At 67.0% G+C, this 23,537-nt stretch carries 16 protein-coding genes; 8 read left to right on the forward strand and 8 right to left on the reverse strand.

The window, feature by feature from the left end; all coding sequences use genetic code 11:
- Positions 1-88: 88 nt before the first annotated feature.
- From rpsD to murI, 3 genes are all read right to left on the reverse strand, one after another.
- On the reverse strand, positions 89-706 hold the full coding sequence (gene rpsD, locus B6S44_RS00755) for a 30S ribosomal protein S4 (protein WP_129154899.1): 618 nt from the start codon (positions 704-706) through the stop codon (positions 89-91).
- 184 nt (positions 707-890) lie between these two features.
- On the reverse strand, positions 891-1,112 hold the full coding sequence (locus B6S44_RS00760) for a hypothetical protein (RefSeq protein ID WP_129154900.1): 222 nt from the start codon (positions 1,110-1,112) through the stop codon (positions 891-893).
- A gap of 66 nt (positions 1,113-1,178) precedes the next feature.
- Positions 1,179-2,042, reverse strand: coding sequence for a glutamate racemase (murI, locus tag B6S44_RS00765; RefSeq protein ID WP_129155539.1), 864 nt, complete (start codon positions 2,040-2,042; stop codon positions 1,179-1,181).
- Positions 2,043-2,189: 147 nt separating this feature from the next.
- Here murI and B6S44_RS00770 point away from each other — a divergent pair, with 147 nt between their 5' ends.
- Entirely contained in the window at positions 2,190-3,116 is a 927-nt protein-coding gene (locus B6S44_RS00770) for a bifunctional helix-turn-helix transcriptional regulator/GNAT family N-acetyltransferase (protein WP_129154901.1), read from the forward strand.
- A 232-nt stretch (positions 3,117-3,348) separates the two neighbouring features.
- Here the strand turns inward: B6S44_RS00770 and B6S44_RS00775 are convergent, their stop codons facing one another.
- Positions 3,349-4,641, reverse strand: a complete 1,293-nt coding sequence (locus B6S44_RS00775; protein WP_248309381.1) for a flavin monoamine oxidase family protein — start codon at positions 4,639-4,641, stop codon at positions 3,349-3,351.
- A 378-nt stretch (positions 4,642-5,019) separates the two neighbouring features.
- Between B6S44_RS00775 and B6S44_RS00780 the strand changes: the two genes are divergently transcribed.
- Both B6S44_RS00780 and B6S44_RS29755 read left to right on the forward strand, forming a co-directional pair.
- Entirely contained in the window at positions 5,020-7,290 is a 2,271-nt protein-coding gene (locus B6S44_RS00780; protein ID WP_129154903.1) for a TonB-dependent hemoglobin/transferrin/lactoferrin family receptor, read from the forward strand.
- A gap of 307 nt (positions 7,291-7,597) precedes the next feature.
- On the forward strand, positions 7,598-11,728 hold the full coding sequence (locus B6S44_RS29755) for an autotransporter domain-containing protein (RefSeq protein WP_129154904.1): 4,131 nt from the start codon (positions 7,598-7,600) through the stop codon (positions 11,726-11,728).
- Positions 11,729-11,743: 15 nt separating this feature from the next.
- Here B6S44_RS29755 and B6S44_RS00790 read toward each other — a convergent pair whose 3' ends face one another.
- The 4 genes from B6S44_RS00790 to B6S44_RS00805 form a co-directional block, all read right to left on the reverse strand.
- Positions 11,744-12,547, reverse strand: coding sequence for an RNA methyltransferase (locus tag B6S44_RS00790; protein WP_129154905.1), 804 nt, complete (start codon positions 12,545-12,547; stop codon positions 11,744-11,746).
- 73 nt (positions 12,548-12,620) lie between these two features.
- Positions 12,621-14,804, reverse strand: a complete 2,184-nt coding sequence (locus B6S44_RS00795) for a methyl-accepting chemotaxis protein (protein ID WP_129154906.1) — start codon at positions 14,802-14,804, stop codon at positions 12,621-12,623.
- 118 nt (positions 14,805-14,922) lie between these two features.
- Positions 14,923-17,427, reverse strand: a complete 2,505-nt coding sequence (locus tag B6S44_RS00800) for a methyl-accepting chemotaxis protein (protein WP_129154907.1) — start codon at positions 17,425-17,427, stop codon at positions 14,923-14,925.
- Positions 17,428-17,569: 142 nt separating this feature from the next.
- Positions 17,570-18,712 (reverse strand): dipeptidase, encoded by a 1,143-nt coding sequence (locus tag B6S44_RS00805; protein WP_129154908.1) that lies wholly within the window; start codon positions 18,710-18,712, stop codon positions 17,570-17,572.
- A gap of 399 nt (positions 18,713-19,111) precedes the next feature.
- On the opposite strand from B6S44_RS00805, the gene B6S44_RS00810 reads away from it, so the two are divergent.
- Genes B6S44_RS00810 through B6S44_RS00830 form a run of 5 tightly spaced genes read left to right on the forward strand, consistent with a single transcriptional unit; the run spans position 19,112 to position 23,401 of the window.
- Positions 19,112-20,029 carry a branched-chain amino acid ABC transporter permease gene (locus B6S44_RS00810; RefSeq protein WP_129154909.1) on the forward strand — a complete coding sequence of 306 codons (918 nt, stop codon included), beginning with the start codon at positions 19,112-19,114 and terminating at the stop codon, positions 20,027-20,029.
- Positions 20,030-20,039: 10 nt separating this feature from the next.
- Complete coding sequence (gene livM, locus B6S44_RS00815) at positions 20,040-21,416, forward strand: high-affinity branched-chain amino acid ABC transporter permease LivM (RefSeq protein WP_465246074.1); 1,377 nt, start codon at positions 20,040-20,042, stop codon at positions 21,414-21,416.
- On the forward strand, positions 21,416-22,267 hold the full coding sequence (locus tag B6S44_RS00820) for an ABC transporter ATP-binding protein (protein ID WP_129154911.1): 852 nt from the start codon (positions 21,416-21,418) through the stop codon (positions 22,265-22,267). Before livM ends, B6S44_RS00820 begins: the two co-directional genes overlap by 1 nt.
- Positions 22,264-23,019 (forward strand): ABC transporter ATP-binding protein, encoded by a 756-nt coding sequence (locus tag B6S44_RS00825; protein WP_129154912.1) that lies wholly within the window; start codon positions 22,264-22,266, stop codon positions 23,017-23,019. The genes B6S44_RS00820 and B6S44_RS00825 overlap by 4 nt, the downstream gene beginning before the upstream one ends.
- Positions 23,020-23,047: 28 nt before the next feature.
- Positions 23,048-23,401 carry a DUF6867 family protein gene (locus B6S44_RS00830; RefSeq protein ID WP_129154913.1) on the forward strand — a complete coding sequence of 118 codons (354 nt, stop codon included), beginning with the start codon at positions 23,048-23,050 and terminating at the stop codon, positions 23,399-23,401.
- Positions 23,402-23,537 lie beyond the last annotated feature (136 nt).

Here is a 23,537-nt window from a genome sequence, read left to right on the forward strand (position 1 = left end):
GCGCGCAAACAAAGAAAGGGCGGCCCTTGCGGGCCGCCCTTTCCGTGAATCCCGCCAGAGGCTTGCGCGCTCCGGCTGATATCTTAGATCAGCGCGAGTAGAACTCGATGACCAGGTTCGGTTCCATCTGCACCGCGTAAGGCACGTCCGTCAGGGTCGGCGTGCGGGTGAAGGTGGCGGTCGACTTGTTGTGGTCGGCGTCGATGTAATCAGGCACGTCGCGCTCGGCGAGGGTGGCGGCCTCGATCACGATGGCGAGCTGGCGCGAGCTCTCCTTGACCGCGATCACGTCGCCCGGCTTGACCTGGTAGGACGCGATGTTGACGCGCTTGCCGTTGACCGTGACATGGCCGTGGTTGACGAACTGGCGGGCGGCGAAGACGGTCGCGACGAACTTGGCGCGGTAGATCACCGCGTCGAGACGACGCTCGAGCAGGCCGACCAGGTTCTCGCCCGAATCGCCCTTGAGGCGGATCGCCTCGGCGTAATAACGGCGGAACTGCTTCTCGGAGATCGAGCCGTAATAGCCCTTCAACTTCTGCTTGGCGCGCAGCTGGGTGCCGAAGTCGGACGGCTTGCCCTTGCGGCGCTGGCCGTGCTGGCCGGGGCCGTATTCGCGGCGGTTGACCGGGGACTTCGGACGGCCCCAGATGTTCTGACCGAGGCGGCGGTCAATCTTGTACTTTGCCTCATGGCGCTTCGACATATCGCGTGTCCTCTGTGGTTCGCGAGTTGAGGACCGCGCCCTCCTGTCCCCGTTTCCGGGGCGACAGATCCGGCCTCCGAAGAGAAGCGGATCACGGGTGCGGAAAAAGCCACGCGGCCCCGTGAGGAGCCGCGCGACGCCGGTGCCTATGAGGGATGTCGCGCTGGAAGTCAATGAGCCGGCATCAATAGCGCCAATAGGCGCGGCGATGATGCGGATGCTTGTACCAGCCGAGATGGCGGCCACGATTCCAGCCATGGTGACGGCGTGGGCCGTAGCTGTGGCCGTAATGGTGACCCTTGTGCTTGTGCCAGCCCTTCGGCTTGGCCTGTGCATCGTCGATGCCGCCGAACCCGAACAGCATGGCGCCGAGCCCGAAAATTGCGGCCAGGATCAGCTTCTTCATGGCACTCTCCCATTATGACCGGTGGCGTCGAGAACGCCTCCAGATCAGAACAGTTCCAAAATATGGTCAGATTGCGAGCGGCAGCGGCTCGGTCTCGATCCGCGCCAGGCCGAAGCCGGCCAGCGCGATATGGGCTGGGCCTGAGAGACGCGAGCCGTCGGTGAAAACGGCTACGGTGGCGACGGGCTCGGTGCGGAGCTGGGCCGGGCCGAGCAGTTGCGATGTCCGGCGCGCGATCGCCGGGGCGGGATCGATCCACTCGACCGGCCAGGACGCGAGTCGCTGCAGGCGCGCCAGCAGCAGGGGATAATGCGTGCAGGCGAGGGTGACGACGTCGGTTCGCCTTCCGTCGCGGCTGACGAAGCAGGGCGCGATCTCGGCGGCGATGTCCGTGTCGCTGACCGGCTCGCCCTTCAGCGCCGCTTCCGCCAGGCCGGCGAGGCGGCTGGCGCCGACCAGGACGACCTCGCAACCGGCGGCATAGTGCCCGATCAGGTCGCGGGTGTAGTCGCGGGCGACAGTGCCGGGCGTCGCCAGAACCGAGATGAGGTGGCTGCGGGTGCGCTCCGCTGCCGGCTTCACTGCCGGCACCGTGCCCACGAAGGGAATGGCGAAGCGGGCGCGCAGGGCCGGCAGCACCAAAGTCGAGGCGGTGTTGCAGGCGATGACGACGAGATCGGGATGGAAGCGGTCGACCAAGCGCTCCATCACGGCGAGCACGCGCGCGACCAGCGCCGGCTCGTCGAGGCGGCCATAGGGGAAGGCGGCGTCGTCGGCGGCATAGACGATGTCGGCGTCGGGGCGCTGGCGCATCACCTCGCGCAGCACGGTCAATCCGCCGAGGCCGGAATCGAAAACGAGGATGGTCGGGATTCGCAAGGGCAGCACCGGTGCGGCATAGCCGGCTCCGGCCAGAAGATCGACCTGCATCGCACTGGAACTCATCACGTCTGCCGAGCCCATGATTGGGCGCCCCGCCAGTTAAGGAGCGGTGAATCGGGCGCTTCGGCAGATAGGATAATTTAGTTGACTCTGTCCACTAGTTGGCGTTTCTCACGCGGAATGAGGAGGCAAGTCATGCCCGCCGTCGACACAGCAGCCATCGCGACGATCCGTCGCTTCGGGCGCTTCCATACGCGCTTCGTCGGCGCGCTCGGCGGCGATCTGCACGGCTCCGGCTTCGGGCTGACCGAGGGGCGGGTGCTCTACGAGCTGGCGCAGCGCGATGGCTGGCGGGCGGGCGAGCTGGCGCGCGAGCTCGGACTCGACCCGGCCTATCTCTCGCGCCTGCTGAAGCGCTTCATCGACTTGGGCTGGCTGGAGCGGGCGAAGGCAGATGGCGACGGCCGGGCCTATGAGCTCAAGCTGACCGAAGCTGGGCATAGCGCCTTCGCGCCGCTGGACGAGGCTTCGCACCGCCAGGCCAGCACGATCCTGTCGCGGTTGGGAGCGGGCGAACAGGCGGTGCTCGTTACCGCGCTCGATCGCGCGCAGGCGCTGCTCTCGGGCGCTGCCAGCCCGCAACCCTCGGTGACGATCCGCGAGCACCGCCCCGGCGACATTGGCTGGGTGATCGCGGCCCATGCCCGGCTCTATGCGGAGGTCTATGGCTGGGACATCAGCTTCGAGGCGCTCGTCGCCGAGATCGCGGCGAAGTTCCTGCGCGAGTTCCGGCCCGGACAGGAGCGCTGCTTCATCGCCGAGCTCGACGGCGCCTCGGTTGGATCGGCTTTCGTGGTGCGCGAGAGTGACGAGGTGGCGAAGCTTCGCCTGGTGCTGGTCGAGACGCGGGCGCAGGGGCTCGGCCTGGGCAAGCGCCTGGTGCGCGAGGCGCTCAATTTCGCCCGCGCCGCCGGCTATCGCCGGATGGTGCTGTGGACCAACGACATCCTGCACGCCGCCCGCGCCATCTATATCGCCGAGGGGTTCAGGCTGGTGGCGGAGGAGAAGCACCATTCCTTTGGGAAGGATCTGGTGGGGCAGAACTGGGAGCGCGATCTCTAGAGCAGGATGCGAAAAAGTGGGAACCGGTTTTTTCGCATTGATCCTGCTCTAACTCTTTGATGAGAGACGGATTCAGATTTCAGATGGAAGCGCCTTGCGATTCCATCTGAAATCATCCGGCTCTAGCGTCCACCCGATCAGCTCGTACCGCAAGCTGGTCGGTAAAACGGTCTTGATCTCAAGTGAGAGGCGGGTTCGCCCGTCAGATCGATCCAGTCTGACGGATCCGGCGCTAGACCTTTAAGCGCGCCACGGCTGCCGCTGCCGTGCGGCCGGCGAGGGTTGCGCCGCCCGCGGTCATCGCGCCGCCGCCGGCGGTCGCCTCGCCGGCGAGCCAGAGCTTGCCGCCGATCGGTTCGGCAAGGATATCGCGTGCATTAGCATGGCCCGGCAAGCAGACCGAATAGGAGCCGTGCGAGAACGGGTCGGTCCACCAGGCCGGAAAGGAGACGGGGCCGGCTGCCTTGCGGAATTCGCTGCCGATCATCGATGCCAGCAGATCGACGACCTGCTCGCGCGCGGCGCCCGGACCGGCGGTCGAGAGGTCGCGGGCGAAATCGCCGCCGCAATAGCCGATGACGAGGTCGCGGTCGTCCGGGAAGAGCTCGAAGCTGATCAGCCGCCCGGCTGCGCCGGCCTCGAAATAGGTCGTGCCCGGGGCGATGCCGAAGCGGTCGCCTTCGACCTTGAGCGCGATCTTGGTGAGCGCGCCCATGCCGATGCCGGCAAGCGCGTCGCGGGTGCGCGTCGGCAGCTCCGGCGTGAAGCGGATGCCACCGGCCTTCAGCACGCCGACCGGCACGGTGACGATGCAGGCTCGCGCCCGGAGCGTGCCAGAGGCGGTGGTGACGGCGACGCGCGAGCCGCTCCAGTCGATTGCCGTGACGGGCTGATTCAGGCGGATGTCGAGGCCGGCGCCATAGCGCGCGACGAGATTGCCGTAGCCGCTCGGCACGACATAGTCCTCTCCCGACCAGAGCCGCTGATAATCGCGTGCCGAGATGCGCGCCGATTCCTCGCCGATCGAGAGCAATAGGCCGGAGGAGGCGACGGGCGCGAGGTCGGGGCCGAGATCGCTCAGCAAATCGGCGACCGAGAGATCGCGGCTTTGCAGATCGGCCGTCTCCAGGCGCCGGTCGATCTCGCCAAAGGCACCGCGGCGCCGGGCGCGGTCGCCCGCCGGCATCGGCTTGCCGCTCTGGAAGAGCTGGAAGCCGCCGCCCCAGCTTTCGTTCGGGGTCGCGACGCCGAGGTCGCGGGCGATCTCGGTCCAGGGATTGCGCTCGGCCCAGTGGATGAACATCGCTCCGGCGTCATAGGCCGGGCCCAGCGACGAATCGGTGAAGGTACGCCCGCCAAGGCGATCACGTGCCTCGAGCACGATGGCCTGACGGCCTGCAGCCTGAAGTTGCTTTGCTGCGGCGATCCCCGCCGCTCCGGCGCCGATCACGACGACATCGGGTTCGGCGGCGCGGGCAGGGAGGGGCCCGCCGGCAAAACTTGCTGCCAGCGCGCCTGAACCCATCAGCCATCTCCGGCGGTCGAGCATGAAGCGTAATCCGTTCCTGCGACCGTTGCATGATGGCAGCCGCTTTTCGCACTGCAATACACGAGCACGAGTGCGGCAGGAGCAGGGCCATCACAGCTTTGCGAGGTCGCAGGCGTGCTTGTCCCGGAGATGATCGTCTTTCAGTTTGGACGAATAATAATCTTAGTTTTGAATTCTACTAAGTAAGTAATGTATCACGTGATCGCGAGTCTATTGACAGTTAAACTGTGCTTTAATAACCGCTGGTGGTGAAAGTAAGGCATAAGGCCTAGTTTTCAAGCAATATAAAGAGCGTTTCGACTTGGCAAGTCAATCTGGCAAGGCGAATTGCTTCTCAGCGACAGGATACGGGCGATGGGGACGAATTGCAGCGGGCTGCGCCAAGGCGTGGCGCTTGGGGCCTTGATGCTGGCCATGACGGCGCCGGCGCTCGCGCAGCAGCAACGTGCTCCCGCTCCGCCAGCGACCACCGACCAGGTTCAGCTCGACCAGATCAACGTGCAGGGTGAGGCGCAGGCAGCGCCGCTGCTGCAGGGGCCGACGACCACGACGACGACGCGCGCCGAGCTCGACCGGCAGCAGGTCCAGAGCCTGACCGATCTGTCCAACCGGGTCGAGGCCGGCATCACCTTCAACCGGCAGAACGGCTCGCTCAACATTCGCGGTTTGGATGGCGCGCGCGTGCTGACGACGATCGATGGCATCCGCCAGCCCTTCATCGTCGACACCCGGATCGGCCGCGCCGGCGCCAACGCCTTCGACTTCGATTCACTATCCTCGCTCGACCTGCTGCGCGGCGGCAGCGGCGGCGCCACGCTCGGCGGCGGTGCGCTCGGCGGCGCGCTCGCGGTCCGCACGCTTGATCCCGAGGACATCATCCGCAATGGCCGCTCCTACGGAGCGCTCGCCAAGACCGGCTATGACAGCACGGACCAGGCCTGGTTCGGCAGCGCGGCGGCGGCGGCGCGCATGGGCAACACCTCCGTCCTGCTGCAAGGCGGCTTTCGCAACGGCCACGAGATCGACAACAAGGGCAACGACAAGTCGATCGGTGCGACCCGCACCGCGCCGAACCCGGCCGACTTCAACCAGTACAGCTTCCTCGGCAAGATCTATCAGCAGGTCGGCGAAGCCCATCGCTTCGGCCTCACCGGCGAGTTCTTCAAGCGCGCCGACCGGGTCCAGACCCGGACCAGCACGGTCTCGCTGACCGGCAATTTCCGCCCTGGCTCATATCAGACCGGCGAGGATGTCGAGCGCAACCGCGTCTCGTTGACCTATGACTACAAGCAGTCCGGCGGCCTCTTCGTCGACGAGGCGCACGCCAATCTCTACTGGCAGAAGCTGAAGCGCAACGACCTGGTCAGCGCCTGGCGCTACACCAGCATCATCGGGCCTTATGGTCGCGACAACGAAAGCGAAGAGAACGCCTACGGCTTCAATGCCTATGGGGTGAAGAATTTCCAGACGGGACCGGCTTCGCATCGGGTGACGTTCGGTACCGAGCTGCGCATGTCGTCGCTGAAGCAGTATTCGTCCGGCGTCGACAATTGCCCGCCGCGGCCGGCCTCCGGTTCGTTCACGGGGGCACTCGCCACCTGCAACAACCTGTTCACCAACCAGGCCGACCAGCCTGACGTCGACGGGCGGCTCGTCGGCCTCTATGTGCAGGACGAGATCGGCCTGCTCGACAACCGCCTGCGCATCACGCCGGGCGTGCGCTTCGACTGGTATGAGGAGAAGCCGCAGGCGACGCCGGCCTATTCGGCCGGCGGCTCGCGCCCGGTCGGCCTGCCACCGTCCTCGAACGACTCCGGCTGGTCGCCGCGCATCCGGCTCGAATACGACATCCTGAAGAATGCGCCTTTCGTGAAGGACGTCACCGTCTTCGCGCAATGGGCCAAGAGCTTCCGGGCACCTACGGCGGACGAGCTCTATGGCCGCTTTGGTGGGCCCAGCACCTATCTGCGCGCCGGCAACCCCATGCTGCGGCCGGAAGAGGGCAATGGGGTCGATGTCGGCGTCCGCTTCGGCGACAGGCAGCTCGGCGGCTCGATCACCTATTTCCATACCAATTATCGCAACTACATCGAGCAGATCCAGCTTCAGGCCCCGAACGTGGGTGGCCTGTACCCACAGGGCGGCATCGTCAGCTTCCGGAACATCCCGCGCGCCGAGATCCAGGGCGTCGAGCTCAACGGGCAATACGCCTTTGCGCCGAATTGGCTGGTGCGCGGCTCCTTCGCCTATACCCGCGGCCGCAACAAGACCGACGACATCTTCCTGAACTCGATCCCGCCGGTGCAGGGCATCGTCGCCGTCGCCTATGGCACGGATCGCTGGGGCGCAGAAGTCTCGGCCAAGATGGCCGGCAAGCGCGACGACGTCTCGACGGTCCAGGCGGGCACCGGCTTCAAGGCGCCGGGCTATGCGATCTTCAACGCCTCGGCCTGGTGGCGCCCGGCGCCGGAGATCGCAGATGTCGAGCTGCAGGTCGGCGTCTACAACATCTTCGACCGCAAGTATTTCGATGCAGCCAACGTGCCGCTCGCGCGCCCGCAGTCGCGCGACTACTACAGCGAGCCCGGCCGCACGGTGAAGGCGACACTCAAGTACCAGTTTTGAGCATAAGTGTTTCGAGACTAGACTTCAGCCGGCCCTTCGGGGCCGGCTTTTTTGTGCTCGAGGGCACTGCCAATGCTGGCGTCGGCGTCAATCTGGCAGGGCTGACGACCTTCACGAACAACGACACCAGCACGGGCCGGGCCTCCGTCAGCACAGACCGTTCCCGCTCACGTCGCCGCAAAGTCATTTATCCGGGCACTTCGTAACCTTCCGTTCTTGCTGTTGCCCATTCGTCATTGTGGCGGCCCGCCGAATCCCGGCATGGTTGCAGCTCGGACTGGCCTAATTCTCCGGAGGAGAAGCCCCTATGGAAGCGCACGCGGATAGGGGCATCGAGACCATAAGATCGACCAAGAAGGGCAGGCTTCTCGCGGGCGTCAGCGGCGCCGCCTTGGCCCTGGCCTGCTGGCTGCCGGCGCCGGCCATGGCCGCGGATTATCTGGCGGGCACCGACGCCGAGCTGCGCGGGCGCATCACCCAGGCGAATGGCGACGGCGACCCCACCTCGACGATCACGCTGACAGCCAGCTTCCCCACGAATACGACCAGCCTGCCAGTTCCGACCAAGCCCATCACGATCGACACTGGGAGCTTTACGCTTTCCGGTATCAACGGCACCGGCGCGACCGCCGGCAATACGATCAATATCATTGGCGTTGCCGGCCTTAGCGACAGCTTCACGTTGCGGGGCAATTTCAAGGGCGGCGACGCGCAAGCGGCAGCCGCTGGCATTGGCATCTCGGCTCGACTCAACTCGTCAGTGACGAATTTTGGAACCATCCTGGGCGGAAACAGCACAGGAGGCGCAGGCGGATTCGGCGTCAGTCTCGGCGGGACTGGCGCAGACAACAGGCTGGTCAATCATGGAACGATTCGCGGCGGCGCCGGAGCCACGGTGGGCGGCATTGGGCTTGCCGTTTCAGGGGGCGTCACCGCCGCCATCGTCAATACCGGGACGATTGAAGGCGGAGCCGGGGCCGTTGCCGTCCGGGGCAGTGCGACGTTTGCCCTCGACAACAGCGGCACGATTCAAGGCGGGAGCGGAGCGGCCGCGATCACCACGAATTCAGCGACCGCGAACCTCAGCCTCGTTAACAGCGGCGCGATACGAGCAGGCGCCGGCTCTGCCGATGCGATTACGCTCGTGGCGGGGGTCACTACGGGCAGGATATCGCTGGAGCTGCAGGCCGGCTCTCAGATCATCGGCAATGTCGTCGCGAACCCGACCGGGCTCCTCGACACCCTGCGCCTCGGCGGGAGCGCCGACGCCAGCTTCAACGTCTCGGCCATCGGTCCGGCCGCGCAATACCAGAACTTCGACGCCTTCATAAAGACCGGCACCAGCACCTGGACGCTGACTGGCACGGGCGCCACCGCGATACCCTTGTCGGTCGAGCAGGGCACGCTGCTGGTCGCTGGCTCGACGCTCGGCCCCGTGGGCGTGCTCACCGGCGCGACGCTCGGCGGCACCGGCACGATCGGCGGCAACGTCACGATCGACACCAACGGCACGCTGGCGCCGGGCGCAGCCGGGGCGACGCCGGGCACGCTGACGATCAACGGCGACCTGACCCTGAACAGCGGCGCGCTGCTCAACTATAACCTCGGCCAGGCCGGCGTTCCCGGTGGCCCGCTCAACGATCTCACCAACGTCAACGGTAACCTCACCGTCGCTGGCCTCCTGAACGTCACGACCGCACCGGGCGGCAGCTTCGATCCCGGCATCTACCGCATCTTCAACTATACCGGCACGCTGATCGATAACGGTCTCACGGTCGGCTCGGTGCCGACGCCCGACTTCTTCGTGCAGACCGGCGTCGCCGGGCAGATCAACCTGGTCAACACCGCCGGGCTGACGCTGCGCTTCTGGGACGGCGGGACGGACGGGCGAAACAACAGCGTCATCGGCGGCGGCAACGGCACCTGGCTGGCCGCCTCCGGCAACAACAACTGGACGAACGAGCTCGGCGTCCCCAACGGTGGCTTCGCGGCGGGCTCCTTCGCCGTCTTCCAGGGCACGCCCGGCACGGTCACGGTCGTCACCGGCCTCGGCCCCGTCATCGCCTCGGGCATGCAGTTCGTAACGGGCGGCTACACCGTCCAGGGCGGCGAGATCACGCTGACCGGCACGCAGGCGGTCATCCGCGTCGGCGACGGCACCGCGAGCGGCGCCTTCACCCAGGCCACGATCGCTTCCAACCTCATTGGCGCCGCCCAGCTGGTGAAGTCCGATCTTGGTATTCTCAGCCTCACCGGGACGAACACCTATACCGGCGGCACGCTGATCTCGGCCGGCACTCTGATACTCGGCGACGGTGGCACGAACGGCTCGATCGTCGGCGACGTCGTCAACAACGGCAACCTGTTGCTCAACCGCTCGGACGCCGTCAGCTTCGGCGGCGCGATCTCGGGCACAGGCTTTGTCACCCATAGCGGCACGGGCTCGACGACGTTCACCGGCGTCAACACCTATGCGGGCGGCACCGAGATCGCCGCCGGCACGGTGATCGGCCAGGCCACGAGCTTCGGCAGCGGCCGGATCTCCAACCTTGGCGCTCTGATCATCGATCAGCCGACCGACGCGACCTTCGCCAACCGGATCACCGGCAGCGGTTCCCTCACCAAGCGCGGCGCCGGCAACCTGACCCTCACCGGCTCCAACATCCTCTCCGGCCCGACGACGGTCGAGGCCGGCAAGCTCTCGGTCAACGGCACGCTTCTGCTTTCGCCCCTCACCGTGCGCAACGGCGCGACGCTGGCCGGTTCCGGCGCGGTCGGCTCCACCACGATCCAGTCCGGCGCGACCATCGCGCCGGGCAACTCGATCGGCACCTTGAACGTCGCCGGCAACCTCGTGCTGGCGCCGGGTTCGCTCTATGAGGTCGAGATCGGCGGCAATGGCACGTCGGACCGGATCGCCGTCATCGCAACGGGGGGCGCCTTGGGAACGGCGACGGTGACCGGCAGCCAGATCGGCGTCACCGCGCTCGACCCGCAGACGAGCTACATCGGCGGCCAGCGCTACACGATCATCACCGCCGCCGGCGGGGTCAGCGGCACCGTGGCCGGGGCGGTCTCGCGCTCGGCCTTCCTCGACCTTACGGTCGACCACCGGCCCAACCAGGTCGACCTCGTCATCGCGTTGAAGGGCACGCCGCCTGTGACGCCGCCCGACCCGGGCACGCCACCTGTGACCCCTCCCGACCCGGGCACGCCGCCTGTGACCCCGCCGGGTCCGGGCACTCCTCCCGTCACGCCGCCGACTGCCCCGCCGGCGATCTTCGGGACCGTGGCGCAGACCCGCAATCAGTTCGCGACCGCAGCCGGCCTCGACACCCTGCCGCAGGCCGGCGGGACGCTGGCGCTGTACAACAGCCTGTTGATGCTCGATGCGCCCTCCGCCCGTCAGGCCTTCGACGCGCTCTCGGGCGAAATCCACGCCTCGGCCAAGAGCGCGCTGGTCGACGAGAGCTGGCTCTTGCGCGCGGCGGTCAACGACCGGCTGCGCTCGGCCTTCGGTGCGGTTGGCGCGGCGCCGATGGCGACGCTGAACTATGGCTTCAGCGCCGACCTTGCCCCGAGCGCGACCGGGCCGATGCCCAGGCTCAGGACCGACCGCTTCGCGGTCTGGGGTCAGGGTTACGGTTCCTGGGGCCGCGGCGACAGCGACCGCAACGCCGCCAAGCTGACCCGCTCGACCGGCGGCTTCCTGATCGGCGCGGATGTCGCGGTGATCGACACCATGCGCTTAGGCATCGTCGCCGGCTACAGCCGGAGCGAGTTCGACGTGAACGCGAGGCTCTCTTCGGGCGAGAGCGACAACTATCATCTTGGCCTCTATGGCGGCGGGCAATGGGGCGCGCTCGGGCTGCGCGCCGGCGCGAGCTACACCTGGCACGACATCGAGACCCGCCGCACCGTCGCCTTCGCCGGCTTCGGCGACGGCTTGAAAGCCGATTACGACGCCGGCACGGCCCAGGTCTTCGGCGAGCTCGGCTACCGTGTCGACCTCGGCCGGCTCGCACTCGAGCCTTTCGCCGGCTTGGCCTATGTCAACCTGCACACGGACGGGCTCAGTGAGACCGGCGGGGCGGCGGCGCTGACGGCCCGCAGCGACGACACCAGCCTCGGCTACTCCACGCTGGGCTTGCGCGCCTCGACCACGTTCGCGCTGCAGGGCATGGACCTGACCTTGCGCGGCGGGCTGGCCTGGCGCCACGCTTTCGGCGACGTCACGCCGACAGCGACGCTCGCCTTCGCCGGCAGCAATCCGTTCTCGGTCGCCGGTCTGCCGATCGCGAAGAACGCAGCGGTCGTCGAGGCCGGGCTTGACCTCGCCCTCGGCGCCAACGCCGCCCTGGGAGTGTCCTATACCGGGCAACTCGCCGAAAGCACACAGGACCACGCCTTCAAGGCAAATCTCGCGGTGAGGTTCTGACGGCGCGCTGCTCCATCAGGCTTTCGGCTCGCCGCCCCGGTTCGCTCTCGGCCCTTCAGCCAGCGACTTGAAGACGCCGCGCAGGGTGCGCGCTTCCTGTTCGGTCATGCCCAGCCGGTGCAGGATGTCGCGCAGATTGGCGGTCATCACCGGCTTCTTGCCGGGCGGGAAGAAGCCGCAGCGCTCGAGCTCGCCTTCGAGATAGTCGAACATCGAAAGGACGGTTGCCCTGCTCGCCGGTGGCGACGGGTTGTTCTCGCGGAAGGGTGGCTCGCCGCCGCTCGCCTTCAGCCACTCATAGCCGCAGAGCAGCACCGCCTGTGCCAGGTTGAGCGAGGCGAAGGCGGGGTTGACCGGGAAGGTCAGGATCGCGTCGGCGAAGCTGATCTCCTCATTCGTCAGCCCGATGCGCTCGCGCCCGAACAGGATGCCGACGCGTTCATCCGAGGCGATGCGCTCGCTGAGGTTTGGCATCGCCTCGGCAGGCGTGAAGACGCGCTTCATCTGGCCGCGCTCGCGCGCCGTCGTCGCCAGCACATGGTTGAGGTCGGCGATCGCCGCGGCGGCATCGGGGAAGAGCCGGGCATTGTCGAGGATATGGGTGGCGCCGGAAGCGGCTGCCGTCGCGCCCTTCTTGAGGCCGCCGCCGCTTGGCCAGCCATCGCGCGGCGCGACCAGGCGCAGCTCGGACAGGCCGAAATTCGCCATGGCGCGGGCGCACATGCCAATATTCTCGGCGAGCTGCGGTTCGACGAGAATGACGATGGGAGCTTGTGCCGTGAGGGGCGGGCGCGTGCGGTCGGTGCCGGAACCGGTCATGAGAAGGCTGCTTCCTGAAGGAGCGCGCAGCCATGCGCCGGCTGCGCGGTCTCCGTCAACCGCTCAGCGGCGATCAGGCGCGGCGGCGCTCGTGCCGGAGATCGACTACGTGACCGGCTTGGCCACCGTCATGCGTCCTGAAGGCCGCGACCAGCGCATTCAGCCGCTCGATCTGCTGTCCCAGCGCCGTGGCCGAGGCGGCGCTCTCCTCGGCGAGCGCGGCGTTAGCCTGGGTCATCTCGTCCATATGCGCGATGGTCTGGCTCATCTCGTCGATGCCGCTGGCCTGCTCGGAAGACGCCGAGGAGACCTCGGTCACCGTGGTCGCGACGCGCTGCGAGGCCTCGACGATCTGGCCGAGCACGGTGCCGGCTGAGCGCACCAGCTCGACGCCGTCACCAACTTGCGTGTTCGAAGCCTTGATCAGCGCCGAGATGCTCTTGGCCGCTTCGCTGGAACGCTGGGCGAGCGTGCGCACTTCCGAAGCGACGACGGCAAAGCCCCTGCCGGCGTCGCCGGCGCGTGCCGCTTCGACGGCGGCATTCAAGGCCAGCAGATTGGTCTGGAAGGCGATCTCGTCGATGACCGAGGTGATGTCGGAAATCTTGCGCGAGGCTTCCTCGATGCGGCTCATCGCCTGGACCGCATCGTCGACGATGGCGCCGCCCTTGCGGGCGATGCCGCTCGCCTCCTGCGAGAGCTTCGCGGCCTGGCGGGAGGCGTCGGCCGCGGCCTTGACCGAGGCGGCGAGCTCCTCGGTCGTCGCGGCGCTTTCCTCCAGCGAGGAGGCCTGCTCCTCGGTGCGCTTGGAGAGGTCGTCGGCGCCGCTGGTGATCTCGCGGCCGGCGGTCGCGACCTCGACGGAGGTCGCCTTGATCGCGTCGACGGTAGCGGCGAGGCGCTCGATCGCCGTGTTGAAGTCCTGCTTCAGCGTCTCGTAGTCGAGCGCGACCGCGTCCTCGATCCGCACGGTGAGATCGCCCTGCGAGAGGCGGGCGAGCGCCTCGGCCAAGAGGCCGACGACCTCGCGCTGCTCGGCGAGCAGGGTGCCCTGCGCGGTGGCAGCCTCTTCGCGGTGACGTGCGCTGGCGAGGTTCTGGCGCTCGGCCTCGGCCCGGCCCTCGCTGGTTTCGGCCTCGAGCCGCTGCACGGCGAGCCCGTTCTCCTTGAAGACCTGTACGGCCTGCGCCATCTGGCCGATCTCGTCGCGGCGCGACAGGCCGGCGACGGCAACCGCATAGTCACCGTCGGCGAGCCTGAGCATGGCATCGCGCAGGCGGCGCAAGGGCAGGGCGGTGGTGCGGCCGACGATGAAGGCGGCGATCAGGCCGAGCACCAGCGCGGCTGCGATCGTTCCGAGGATGATCGCCTGCGTGCGGGCCTGTGCCTCGGCGAGGCGGGCACCGGCCTCAGCCTCCTCGGCGGCGAGCCGGGTTTCGAGCTCCTGCAGCGGCGGGGCGATCAGGTCGAATTCGCCGGAAAGCTTCTCGGCGGCGAGCATGAAATCCTTCTCAGCCTTGGTCCAGGCCGGAACGATCTCGGCGTAAGCCGTGAAGGCTGGGCCGATCTCGGCCTTGGCCTCGGCCGGGATGCCCTGGCGGCCGAGCGCACGCTCGAAGCGGCCCTGCTCGACCTCCCACTGGCCGAGCAGGCTCTCGTCGAGAGTGAGGCGATAGGCAGCATCGATCCGGCGCAAGGCCGCGAGAATGCCTGGCAGCCGGGCGAGGTCGGGCGAATCCGACCCCATGCTGTGGGAGCGCACCTTGGTCGCCAGGGCTTCGGCAGCGTCTTCCAGCCTGGCGGCGAGGCCTTCAGGAGCGGCGGCGCGCAGGCCGAGCTGCATCGCGCCGATCGCGGTGAAGTCGGCCTCGATTGCCTTCATGGGGGCGTCGAGCGCAGCGATGCTGTCGCGCACGCGGTCGGCTCCGGCGGCGCTGCCAAGACGTGCGATCGCCTGCTTCAGCGATTCAAGACCGGTGCCGAAGTCCTTGAGATCAGTGGCCTCTTGGCGGAAGCGGACATCACGGCTCGACGCCTTCAGCGCGAAACTCGCGGCCCGGACCTCGCGCGAACGGGCGGCGAGCGCAGAGTAAGCTTTGGAATCCTCGAAGGCGGCCGTGAGTTGGCCGCTGCCGGTCCAGGAGGCAGCGCCGATCAGCACGAGGCCGAGGACGAAGACGACGCTGACCAGTGCGATCCTGAGCTGGATCGTCAGACGCGATGCGGCCGAGCGTGAACTTGCGGTAGACAACGCCATAACCCTCTCACCTGTCGGGATCGGGCGAAAGCATGGCAAGTCATGCTTAATGTTCCGCTAAACGCAGAGCGGGCGCAGCCGAAGCCGCGCCCGCTTTTGTCAGCGACGTGGATGCGTCTCAGAACTCTTCCCAGCCGGCATCGTTGGCGCGCTTGCGGGCCGGAGCCTGCCGCGGCGGAGTCTTCTGCTGCTCGACGAGCGCCGCAGCGAGCTTGCGCAGGCGCTCCGGCTCGGCGCCTCGGCCGCTCGCGATCGCTGCCAGGTCGGAGGTGCGCAGGGGAGGCGGGGCATACGCGGTGGCAGCGACCGGGGATCTCGCGACCGGCGCGAGCTCGTCGCCGGTCCTGAAGGTCGCGACGAGCGCATTGAGCTCGGCGATCTTGCCGGCGAGCGCATTGGCGCTGGCGGCGCTCTGCTCGGCAAGCGCGGCATTGGCCTGGGTCATCTCGTCCATATGCGCGACGGTCTGGCTCATCTCCTCGATGCCGTTGGCCTGCTCGGTCGAGGCGGTCGCGACCTCGGAGATGGTGGTCTGCACACCGCTCGAAGCCTCGACGATGCGGGTCAGCGCATCCCCGGCCTGCCGGACCAGCTTCACGCCGGTCTCGACCTCGTTGTTCGACGAGGAGATCAGGGAGGAGATGTCCTTGGCTGCCTCACTCGAGCGCTGGGCGAGGGTACGCACCTCGCTGGCCACGACGGCGAAGCCCTTGCCGGCGTCGCCGGCGCGGGCCGCCTCGACCGCCGCGTTGAGCGCCAAAAGATTGGTCTGGAAGGCGATGTCGTCGATCACCCGGATGATGTCGGAGATCTTCTTCGTGGCCTGCTCGATCCGGACCATGGCCGAAACGGCCTCGCTGGCGATGGCGCCGCCATCCTGGGCGACCTGCATGGCCTGGCCGGCCTGGCGCACCGCCTGCTGGGCGGCCTGGGCCGAGGCCTTGACCGAGGCGGCGAGCTCCTCGGTGGTCGCGGCACTCTCTTCGAGCGAGGAAGCCTGTTCCTCGGTGCGTTTGGAGAGATCGTCGGCGCCGGTCGAGATCTCGCGGGCCGAAAGTCCGACATCGGAAGCGTTGGCCTGGATGGTGCGGAGCGTCGTCGAGAGCCGCTCGGCGGTCTGGTTGATCGCTTCCTGCAGCGCGGCGAAGCGGCCACGATAGCCCGTCGTCACGCGGTGGGTGAGGTCGCCGCCGGCGAGCGACTGCATCGCCCCTGCGAACTCGGTGGTCGCGGCATCGACGACGGCGTTGATTTCGTTGACGCCTTCGACCAGCTCGCGCAGTGGTCCCTCGACATCGCCGGCTTCGGCCCGGCCGGAGAAGTCGCCGGCCCGGGCGGCCGCGACGATTCCCGCAACCTCGCCGACGAGGGCGCGGACCTTGGCGGCCTGCTCGGCGTCGGCGAGCATGGCGACCTCGCGGTCACGCCGGTTGGTTTCGAGCGCGAGCGCGTTCTGGCGGTACTCCTCGAGCGCGCCACTCAGCGTACCGATCTCGTCGGGGCAGGGCGGGGTCGGAATCTTCTGGGCGAAGTCACCGGCCTGCATGCCGGCCAGCGCCGTCTGCAGCGAAACCAATGGTCGCGCGATGCGGCGCTGCACGCCGCGCCAGCTCAGCACGCAGATCGCGAGCAAAGCGAGGAACAGGGCGCCGGTGATGGCGAGCCGGGTCCAGGCCCGCGCCAGCGTCGCCTGTGTCACGTTCTCCATCTCGTCGAAGGACTGGCCGACGGCCGCGAGGATCGCGTTGAACGGGCCGTTGCACTGCTTGGTCCATTCCTCGGCGCCGACGACCGGGCTGCTGCCCTGGCCGACGCGACCGATCTGCTCGTCCATCAGCCGGTTGGCGGCCGTGACCTCGGTGTTCATCGCGCCGACCTTGCGGACCAGCTCGGGGCTGACGCCCGGGCGCGCCGCCAGCTGCGTCAACTGCGCGACGCCGGCATCGGAGGCGCCGCGCATCTCGCCGAGCCGGCGCAGCTGCGCCGCATCCATCGGCTTGTTGCTGCCGAAGACCGGGCGCAGCACCGAGCACTGGGTGCCGTAGCTCGACCGCACGCGCCAGCCGGCCGCCTTGAAGTTCTGCAGATCGGCGAGCGCCGGATCGGACAGCCGGACCGCCGTGGAGGTCGCATCGGCGGCGGCTGTCATCACGGTCTCGATCTCGCCGATGCCGTTGTACCAGGGCATCGTCGCCGCGAGGCTGCGCTGCGCCTTGGGCTTGCCAGCCTCGGCGTACATCTCCGGCAGCTTCGACGCGGTCGCCTTTTCCTTCTGGTCGATCGCATCGGCCAGCGCGTTGCGCTCGGCGAGGTCGGTGCTGCGCAGCCGCGCCATGGCGCGCCCGAGCTCGTCGCGGTTGGCCTGCTCGATCTTGCGCAGCGTCGGTGCCGGATCGTCCGCGACCTGGATCGCGGTCTGGGCCTGGCCACGGTTGGAGCGGATGGTGTTGCCGGCTACGAGCAGGGCTTCGTCGGCGGCGACCAGTTCGACGAGCCGTCGGCTGGTCAGGACGTCCTCGACGGCCTGTTCCGCGAGAAAGGCGAGCGCGCCGAGCCCCGGCACGCACAGACACGCCATGGTGGCGACGAGATAGTTCCTGATGGAGGCGGGAAAGAGATTCACGGGACCTGTCCGGGCTGTTCTGGCGCGGGACAGGGGAGGGAGTCGCTAGCGCTCCGCCCCCGCTCGCAATGTCGGGCCCGAAAGGTCTCGCATCAGACCCTTAAAATTTTGCCTCAATTTTGCCTTGCCGCGATGGCCGCGCTCAACGCGCGGCGGCACTCGCGACCGAGCGCATCACCCGCAGCATGTTGCCGCTGGCGAGCTTGGCGAGGTTCTCTTCCGACCAGCCACGACGGATCATCTCGGCGATCAGGGCCGGGAAGGTCGAGGCGTCCTCGAGCCCGTCCGGCGTGAGGCCGCCGAAGAAATCCGAGCCGATGCCGAGATGGTCGTGACCGATGCGCTTGGCCAGATAGTCGAGATGGTCGCAGTACTGCGCCAGCGTCGCCCTTGGCCGCGGGCCGGAGCTGCGGGTGATCTCGGCTTCCGCCTTCTTGAAGTCGAGCCCTTCCCGCGCCTTGCCGTACTGATCCCTGGCCGGCCGGTTCCAGTCGCGCGAGGCCTGGTTGATGAAGTCGGGCACGAAGGTCGCCATCACGACCCCATTGTTGGCAGCGACCCGGTCGAGCACGTCATCGGGGACGTTGCGCGGGTGGTTGCAGAGCGAGAAGGCGTTTGAGTGCGACCAGACCACCGGCGCCTCGCTGATGTCGAGCACGTCGTGCATCACCTTCGGCGCGACATGGGCGAGGTCGACGATCATGCCGAGCCGGTTCATCCGGCCGATCACCTGCTTGCCGAAGGCGCTGAGCCCGTCATGGCGCGGCGCGTCGGTCGCCGAATCGCACCAGTCATGGGTGTCGTTGTGGCAGAGCGTCATCAGCCTGACGCCGAGGTCCCAATAGGCGTCGAGCGTCTCGAGCTCGTTGTCGAGCGCCGAGCCGTTCTCGATCGTCATGAACAGGGCGATCCGGCCTTCCTTCTTGGCGGCTTCGACGTCATCGGCCGAGAGGCCCGGCCGGAACACGTCGGTGTGGTGTTCCCAAATCCGGCGCATCAGCGCGATCTGCGCCAGCGCGAAGCCGGCGGGCTTGGGATGATTGGGCGGGACATAGGCCGCGAAGAACTGCGCCGCGAGCTTGCCGGCGCGCATGCGCGGGATGTCGGTGTCGGTCTCGGGATGGACCTTGCCGAGGTCGTAGGTTGCGAGGTCACCCTTCGCGGTCCGGTCGAGTCGCACGACATAGGGCAGGTCGTTATGGCCGTCGATCAGGGGGACGCGGTCGAGCAGCGCGAGCGCCTGATCATGAGCAGCGTCGGCGAGGGGAGGAGCGGCGAGGACCATGGCGCACCTGGAAAACGGGAATCGCGGAAGGCCGATCGTGGCAGGGGGCGAGCCCGTGCGCGAGGCCTAAAGAGCATGATCCGAGCGGGATCGGAGCCGCCATTCCGGTATCTCGCGTAGAGGTTGGTGCGACATCGGTGACGAGCCGGGTCTGCGCGGCGAATCGTACACTGCATGCCGAGCAATCATCTTGCGCGGAATGCGCGCGGGGCAGCAGCATCGGCTGCCTATTGCATATGCAATGTCGCGCAGATTGCTTTTGACAGAAATGTGGCGTGGGGTGATTGTCGAGCGCGCAGACCGTTGGTAGCTCTGCGCCGCAATCGCATCCCGCATGCGTCGGCGTCATGCCGCGCAAAAAAGAACGGGTAACTGATTCGAGGGGTTAGGCGTCGTTCAATGGAAGTATTCGTCCAGCAGCTCATCAACGGGCTGACCCTGGGGTCAATCTACGGCCTCATTGCCATCGGCTACACGATGGTCTTCGGCATCATCGGTATGGTGAACTTCGCCCATGGCGACGTTTTCATGCTGTCGGCCTTCATCGCACTGATCTTCTTCATGCTGATCTCGGCTTGGTTTGGGGCCGGCCTGATCGTGCTGGCGCTGATCTTCGTCCTGATCCTGGCGATGTTCTTCACCTCGCTGTGGAACTGGACGATCGAGCGCGTTGCCTATAGGCCGCTGCGCGGTTCGTTCCGCCTCGCGCCGCTGATCTCGGCGATCGGTATGTCGATCTTCCTGGTGAATTTCGTCCAGGTCGTGCAGGGGCCGCGCAACAAGCCGATTCCGCCGATGCTGAACAAGTCGATCCTGCTGATCGACAGCGCGACCTATCCGGTCTCGATCTCCTATAAGCAGCTCGTCATCATCATCACCACGGTCGTGCTGCTCGCCGCCTTCTGGTATCTGGTGCAGAAGACGCCGCTCGGCCGGGCCCAGCGCGCCTGCGAGCAGGACCGCAAGATGGCCTCGCTGCTCGGCGTCGACGTCGACCGCACCATCTCGGTCACCTTCGTGATGGGCGCCGCGCTCGCTGCGGTGGCGGGCGTCATGTACCTCGTGCTCTACGGCGTGGTGAACTTCGCCGACGGCTTCACGCCGGGCGTCAAGGCCTTCACCGCGGCCGTGCTCGGCGGCATCGGCTCGCTGCCCGGCGCTGTACTCGGCGGGCTGCTGATCGGCCTGATCGAGGTGATGTGGTCGGCCTATTTCACCATCGACTACAAGGACGTCGCCGCCTTCTGCATCCTCGCGGTCGTCCTCGTCTTCATGCCCTCCGGCATCCTCGGCCGGCCCGAAGTCGAGAAGGTCTGAGCCCATGGCCATGGACACATCGACGCCGGCCAAGCGCCAGGCCGACATGACGAAGGCACTGAAGGAAGCCGCCTTCGCCGCGCTGATCACCTTCGGCCTGTGCATCCCGATCATCGCCTGGGGCACGCGCCAGAATCTCGACAACCAGCTCGTGCTCGATCCGCGCTGGGATGCGGTCGCCTGGGCCGTGGCGATCGTCTTCGTCGGACGCTTCCTGATGGCGCTGCGCCAGCAGACACGCGGTGAGAGCAAGTCGGTCGTGCGGCTCCTGCCGCATGGCACGATCGGCTTCTTCCAGCGCCATTCGCGGATTTTCTCGCTGTTCGGCCTCGGTTTCCTGATCAGCTTCCCGATCATCGCGATCAATCTCGCGGGCTGGGGTGGGGCACTGAAATGGATCGATAATTTCGGCGTCCAGATCCTGATCTACGTCATGCTCGGCTGGGGGCTGAACATCGTCGTCGGCCTCGCCGGCCTGCTCGATCTCGGCTATGTCGCCTTCTACGCGGTCGGCGCCTATTCCTACGCGCTGCTCGCCAAGAACTTCGGCCTGTCCTTCTGGATCCTGCTGCCGATGTCGGGCATCCTCGCCGCCTTCTGGGGCATGCTGCTCGGCTTCCCGGTGCTGCGGCTGCGCGGCGACTATCTCGCGATCGTGACGCTCGCCTTCGGCGAGATCATCCGGCTCGTCCTGATCAACTGGACCGAGTTCTCGAACGGCTATGCCGGCATCTCCGGCATCCCGCGGCCGACCTTCTTCGGCATACCGTTCAATGCCAGCGATACTGGTTTCGCGGCGGTGTTCGGACTCGAATTCTCGCCGCTCTACCGTACGATCTTCCTCTACTACGTCATCCTGTGCCTGGCGCTGCTGACCGCCTATGTCAGCCTGCGCCTGCGCCGCCTGCCGGTCGGGCGCGCCTGGGAGGCGCTGCGCGAGGACGAGATCGCCTGCCGCTCGCTCGGCATCAACACCACCAACACCAAGCTGACCGCCTTCTCGCTCGGCGCGATGTTCGGTGGCTTCGCCGGCTCGTTCTTCGCGGCGCGGCAGGGCTTCATCTCGCCTGAATCCTTCGTCTTCATGGAATCGGCGGTGATCCTCGCCATCGTCGTGCTCGGCGGCATGGGCTCGCTCTGGGGCTGCGCCATCGCGGCGATCGCGATGATCGGCGGTACCGAGCTCTTGCGCGAGCTCGACTGGCTTAAGCAGATCTTCGGCCAGGACTTCGACCCGACCAAATACCGCATGCTGATCTTCGGCTTCGCCATGGTGGTGATCATGATCTGGAAGCCGCGCGGGCTGATCTCGACCCGCGAGCCGACCGCCTTCCTCAAGGAGAAGAAAGCGATCTCGGCCGACATGGTCCAGGAAGGGCACGGCTGATGACGACCAAGCCGCTTCTCCAGGTCGAGCATCTGACGATGCGCTTCGGCGGCCTGACCGCCGTCAACGACCTCTCCTTCGAGGCCCGCAAGGGCGACATCACCGCGCTGATCGGCCCCAACGGTGCCGGCAAGACCACGGTGTTCAACTGCATCACCGGCTTCTACAAGCCGACCGAGGGCATGATGACCCTGACGCAGGAGAATCGTGACGGTTCTTCGGGCGACAGCTACCTGCTCGAACGGATGCCGGACTTCCGCATCGCCTGGAAGGCCAAGGTCGCCCGCACCTTCCAGAACATCCGCCTGTTCGGCGGCATGACGGTGCTGGAAAACCTGCTGGTCGCGCAGCACAACCCGCTGATGATCGCCTCGGGCTTCACCTTCCTCGGCGTGCTCGGCATCGGCGGCTACAAGGCGCGCGAGAAGGAGGCGATCGAGAAGGCCGAGGCCTGGCTCGAGAAGATCAACCTGGTCCATCGCGCCGACGATCCCGCCGCCGATCTGCCCTATGGTGACCAGCGCCGGCTCGAGATCGCCCGCGCCATGTGCACCGACCCGGTGCTGCTCTGCCTCGACGAGCCGGCGGCCGGCCTCAACCCGCGCGAGAGCCTCGACCTCAACAATCTCCTGCTTTCGATCCGCAAGGACCACGGCACGGCGCTGCTCCTGATCGAACACGACATGTCGGTGGTGATGGAAATCTCGGACCATGTCGTGGTGCTCGACTACGGCACCAAGATCTCGGATGGCACGCCGGCCGAGGTGCAGGCCGATCCGAAGGTGATCGCGGCCTATCTCGGCGTCGACGACGAAGAGGTCGAGACGGTGGAAGCGGAGGTCGGCCTATGAGCGAAACAGCACCGCTCCCCGACGTTCAAACCGCTCCGCTCTTGGCCGTCCGCGGCGTCAAGACCTATTACGGCAAGATCATCGCGCTGAAGGGTGTCGACGTCGATGTCCGCCAGGGCGAGATCGTCACGATGATCGGCGCCAACGGCGCCGGCAAGTCGACACTGATGATGACGATCTTCGGCACCCCGCAGGCGCGCGAAGGCACCATCACCTATGAGGGGCGCAACATCACCAGGATGCCGAGCCATGAGATCGCGCGCCTCGGTATCGCCCAGTCGCCGGAGGGCCGGCGCATCTTCCCGCGGATGACCGTGTTCGAGAACCTGCAGATGGGGGCGGCCGTTGCCGGCATGCAGCATTTCGACGAGGACCTCGAGAAGATCTGCGCGCTCTTCCCGCGCGTGAAGGAGCGCCTGCAGCAGCGCGGCGGCACGCTTTCGGGTGGCGAGCAGCAGATGGTGGCGATCGCGCGCGCGCTGATGGCGCGGCCGAAGCTGCTGATGCTCGACGAGCCTTCGCTCGGCCTCGCGCCGCTGATCGTCAAGCAGATCTTCGAGGCGATCCGCGAACTCAACCGCAGCCAGGGACTGACCGTCTTCCTGGTCGAGCAGAACGCCTTCCACGCGCTCAAGCTCGCCCATCGCGGCTATGTCATGGTCAACGGCGTCATCACCATGAGCGGCACCGGGCAGGAACTGCTCGCCAATCCGCAGGTGCGGGCGGCCTATCTCGAAGGCGGCCGGCATTGAGCGGCGCGGGCTTGAACGGAGCACGATGATGCAGGGCATTCTCTATGAGGAGCCGACCATCTGGCTCTTCCTGCTGGTGACCGTGGTGATGGGCGGCTGGGCCGCCTGGATGACGGGCCGGGCGGTGGCGATCACCTGGCGCCCCCCAGTCCAGCTCGTCATCTATACGCTGATCCTCGGGCTGGCGATCCGCTTCATCCATTTCGCCCTGTTCGAAGCGACGCTGTTGTCGCCGCACTACTACATCATCGACACGATCGTGCTGTTCGCCTTCAGCTTCGCCGGCTGGCGCTACAACCGGGCGCGCCAGATGACGACGCAATATCGCTGGCTTTACGAGCGCACCGGGCCTTTCACCTGGAAGGCGCGCGAGAGCGCTTAAAATCGCTGAAAACACCACCACAATTCACGGGGCTTGCCGCGTGACAGCACCGCGAAAAAGCGCAAGACTGCGTCTCACGGTGGCACCACGCGCCGAGACGGGACGGCCAAACCGGCCCGTACTATTCTCACAGGGG

The sequence above is a fragment of the Allobosea sp. Tri-44 genome (genome assembly GCF_004123845.1).
Taxonomy (GTDB): domain Bacteria; phylum Pseudomonadota; class Alphaproteobacteria; order Rhizobiales; family Beijerinckiaceae; genus Allobosea.

What these genes read in the sequence shown, in the direction of transcription:
- rpsD (WP_129154899.1), bottom strand. Translation starts at nt 706, where the DNA reads ATGTCGAAGCGCCATGAGGCAAAGTACAAGATTGACCGCCGCCTCGGT.
- B6S44_RS00760 (WP_129154900.1), bottom strand. Translation starts at nt 1,112, where the DNA reads ATGAAGAAGCTGATCCTGGCCGCAATTTTCGGGCTCGGCGCCATGCTG.
- murI (WP_129155539.1), bottom strand. Translation starts at nt 2,042, where the DNA reads ATGCAGGTCGATCTTCTGGCCGGAGCCGGCTATGCCGCACCGGTGCTG.
- B6S44_RS00770 (WP_129154901.1), top strand. Translation starts at nt 2,190, where the DNA reads ATGCCCGCCGTCGACACAGCAGCCATCGCGACGATCCGTCGCTTCGGG.
- B6S44_RS00775 (WP_248309381.1), bottom strand. Translation starts at nt 4,641, where the DNA reads ATGGGTTCAGGCGCGCTGGCAGCAAGTTTTGCCGGCGGGCCCCTCCCT.
- B6S44_RS00780 (WP_129154903.1), top strand. Translation starts at nt 5,020, where the DNA reads ATGGGGACGAATTGCAGCGGGCTGCGCCAAGGCGTGGCGCTTGGGGCC.
- B6S44_RS29755 (WP_129154904.1), top strand. Translation starts at nt 7,598, where the DNA reads ATGGAAGCGCACGCGGATAGGGGCATCGAGACCATAAGATCGACCAAG.
- B6S44_RS00790 (WP_129154905.1), bottom strand. Translation starts at nt 12,547, where the DNA reads ATGACCGGTTCCGGCACCGACCGCACGCGCCCGCCCCTCACGGCACAA.
- B6S44_RS00795 (WP_129154906.1), bottom strand. Translation starts at nt 14,804, where the DNA reads ATGGCGTTGTCTACCGCAAGTTCACGCTCGGCCGCATCGCGTCTGACG.
- B6S44_RS00805 (WP_129154908.1), bottom strand. Translation starts at nt 18,712, where the DNA reads ATGGTCCTCGCCGCTCCTCCCCTCGCCGACGCTGCTCATGATCAGGCG.
- B6S44_RS00810 (WP_129154909.1), top strand. Translation starts at nt 19,112, where the DNA reads ATGGAAGTATTCGTCCAGCAGCTCATCAACGGGCTGACCCTGGGGTCA.
- livM (WP_465246074.1), top strand. Translation starts at nt 20,040, where the DNA reads ATGGACACATCGACGCCGGCCAAGCGCCAGGCCGACATGACGAAGGCA.
- B6S44_RS00820 (WP_129154911.1), top strand. Translation starts at nt 21,416, where the DNA reads ATGACGACCAAGCCGCTTCTCCAGGTCGAGCATCTGACGATGCGCTTC.
- B6S44_RS00825 (WP_129154912.1), top strand. Translation starts at nt 22,264, where the DNA reads ATGAGCGAAACAGCACCGCTCCCCGACGTTCAAACCGCTCCGCTCTTG.
- B6S44_RS00830 (WP_129154913.1), top strand. Translation starts at nt 23,048, where the DNA reads ATGCAGGGCATTCTCTATGAGGAGCCGACCATCTGGCTCTTCCTGCTG.